Source organism: Streptomyces sp. E11-3, assembly GCF_046540415.1.
Lineage (GTDB): Bacteria > Actinomycetota > Actinomycetes > Streptomycetales > Streptomycetaceae > Streptomyces.
In genome coordinates, this window is record NZ_JAZGRL010000091.1 from 1 (window position 1) to 2,652 (window position 2,652).

Here is a 2,652-nt window from a genome sequence, read left to right on the forward strand (position 1 = left end):
GGGCGCCGCGGGCCGGCGCCCGGCACGGACGTACGGGCTATGAGGCTGCGAGCCTGTGTCTGAACCCCCGCCTGCGCCCCGACGCCCGGCACGCACCCTCGGCGCACGGCGCCGCAGGACAGGTGGCTCCGCCACATGACCTGCGACGCCGCACGCCGATGGCACGCACCGACCGCCGCTGCGCCCGCGCTCCGCGCGGACGACGGGAGTTCAGACACAGGCTCTTAGGCCTCGGCGGTCTCGCCCTCGGCCTCGGCCGGGGCCTCCTCGGCCTGCGCGGCCAGGATCTGCAGCACGACGGTGTCGCCGTCGACGGCCAGGGAGACACCCTCGGGCAGGGTGATGTCCTTGGCCAGGACCGAGTCACCGGCGTCCAGACCGGCGATGGAGACGGAGATCGACTCCGGGATGTGGGTGGCCTCGGCCTCGACCGGCAGCGCGTTCAGCACGTGCTCGAGCAGGTTGGCGCCCGGGGCGAGCTCGCCCTCGGCGTTGACCGGGATGTCGACGTTGACCTTCTCGCCGCTGCGGACGAGCAGCAGGTCGACGTGCTTGAGGATGCCGCTGCGCAGGGCGTCACGCTGGACGGCCTTGGGGATGACGAGCTCGGTCTTGCCCTCGATGTCCAGGGAGATCAGGACGTTCGAGGTACGCAGCGCGAGCAGGGTGTCGTGGTGCGGAAGGGCGATGTGCACCGGGTCCGCGCCGTGGCCGTAGACGACGGCGGGCAGCTTGTCGGCGCGACGCATACGGCGGGCGGCGCCCTTGCCGAACTCGGTGCGGGTTTCGGCGACGATCTTGAACTCGGCCATGTGCACTCCTCGTATGAGAGAAACCAGTGGTGGTTACCCGGCCACGACTGGCCTGCTACGAAGAGCGCGTCGATAACGGACCGCCGCACACAGAAGTGCGGCCTCCCTCGCCGAGCAACTTGTGCAGTCTACTCGGCCGGGAGGCCGCACTCAAAAGGATCTTGCGGGGGCGCTCGGCGCGGGGCCGGGCGCCCGTGCTCAGTGCGCCTCGTCCTCGAAGAGGCTGGTCACCGAGCCGTCCTCGAAGACCTCGCGCAGCGCACGCGCGATGGTCGGAGCGATCGACAGGACGGTGATCTTGTCCAGTTCGAGCTCGCTCGGGGTGGGCAGCGTGTTGGTGAAGACGAACTCGCTGACCTTGGAGTTCTTCAGACGGTCGGCGGCCGGTCCGGAGAGCACGCCGTGCGTCGCCGTCACGATGACGTCCTCGGCGCCGTGCGCGAACAGGGCGTCGGCCGCGGCGCAGATGGTGCCGCCGGTGTCGATCATGTCGTCGACCAGGACACAGACCCGGCCCTCGACGTCACCGACGACCTCGTGAACGGTCACCTGGTTGGCGACGTCCTTGTCACGGCGCTTGTGCACGATCGCCAGCGGGGCGCCGAGGCGGTCGCACCAGCGGTCCGCGACCCGTACGCGACCGGCGTCGGGGGAGACGACGGTCAGCTTGTCCTTGTCCACCTTGGCGCCCACGTAGTCCGCGAGGATCGGCAGCGCGAAGAGGTGGTCGACCGGGCCGTCGAAGAAGCCGACGATCTGGTCGGTGTGCAGGTCGACGGCGACGATACGGTCGGCGCCCGCGGTCTTCATCAGGTCGGCCATCAGCTTGGACGAGATCGGCTCACGGCCGCGGTGCTTCTTGTCCTGGCGGGCGTAGCCGTAGAACGGGACGATCACGGTGATGCTCCGGGCCGAGGCCCGCTTCAGCGCATCGATCATGATCAGCTGTTCCATGATCCACTTGTTGATCGGAGCCGTGTGGCTCTGGATCAGGAAGCAGTCGGCGCCGCGCGCCGACTCCTGGTAGCGCACGTAGATCTCGCCGTTGGCGAAGTCGAAGGCCTTGGTCGGGACGAGGCCGACACCGAGGTGGTGTGCGACCTCCTCGGCGAGCTCGGGGTGGGCGCGGCCGGAGAAGAGCATCAGCTTCTTCTCGCCGGTCGTCTTGATCCCGGTCACAGCACTGTCTCCTCAGACGTGTTCTCTGGCGTCTCTGGCCGCGAGTTCACGTCGCGCGAGCCAGCCGTTTCCCGGAGGGAAACCCTCCGGACACCCGATGTGTGCATCTACCACGGTACGCGGTGTTCGGCGCACCGGTTTCCGGTCAGCTTTCGCTGTCCGGCTCCGCGGCAGCCGCCTGAGCCGCCTTGGCGGCGGCGCTGCCCGGACGCTTACGGGCCACCCAGCCCTCGATATTCCGCTGCTGGCCACGGGCGACGGCCAGCGAACCGGGCGGCACATCCTTGGTGATCACCGAGCCCGCGGCGGTGTAGGCACCGTCCCCGACCGTGACAGGAGCCACAAACATATTGTCCGAGCCCGTCTTGCAGTGCGAGCCGATCGTGGTCTGGTGCTTGGCCTCGCCGTCGTAGTTCACGAAGACACTCGCGGCGCCGATGTTCGTCTGCTCGCCGATCACCGCGTCACCCACGTACGACAGGTGCGGCACCTTGGTGCCGTCGCCGATCACGGCGTTCTTCATCTCCACGTACGTACCGGCCTTGGCCTTCACGCCGAGCCGGGTGCCGGGCCGCAGATAGGCGTACGGGCCGACCAGCGCCTGCTCGCCGACCTCGGCGCCGTCCGCGACGGTGTTGTCCACGCGGGCGCCCGCGTGGAC

General features: G+C 69.1%; 2 protein-coding genes and 1 pseudogene. All 3 read right to left on the reverse strand.

From position 1 onward, the window contains the following. Nucleotides 1-224 precede the first annotated feature (224 nt). Nucleotides 225-812: a 50S ribosomal protein L25/general stress protein Ctc gene (locus U9R90_RS35330; RefSeq protein WP_411061522.1), complete on the reverse strand. Its 588-nt coding sequence runs from the start codon at nt 810-812 to the stop codon at nt 225-227. 198 nt (nt 813-1,010) lie between these two features. Next, nucleotides 1,011-1,991, reverse strand: coding sequence for a ribose-phosphate diphosphokinase (locus U9R90_RS35335; RefSeq protein ID WP_411061523.1), 981 nt, complete (start codon nt 1,989-1,991; stop codon nt 1,011-1,013). Nucleotides 1,992-2,136: 145 nt separating this feature from the next. Further along, nucleotides 2,137-2,652, reverse strand: a pseudogene (gene glmU / locus U9R90_RS35340) (bifunctional UDP-N-acetylglucosamine diphosphorylase/glucosamine-1-phosphate N-acetyltransferase GlmU); the annotation flags it as partial.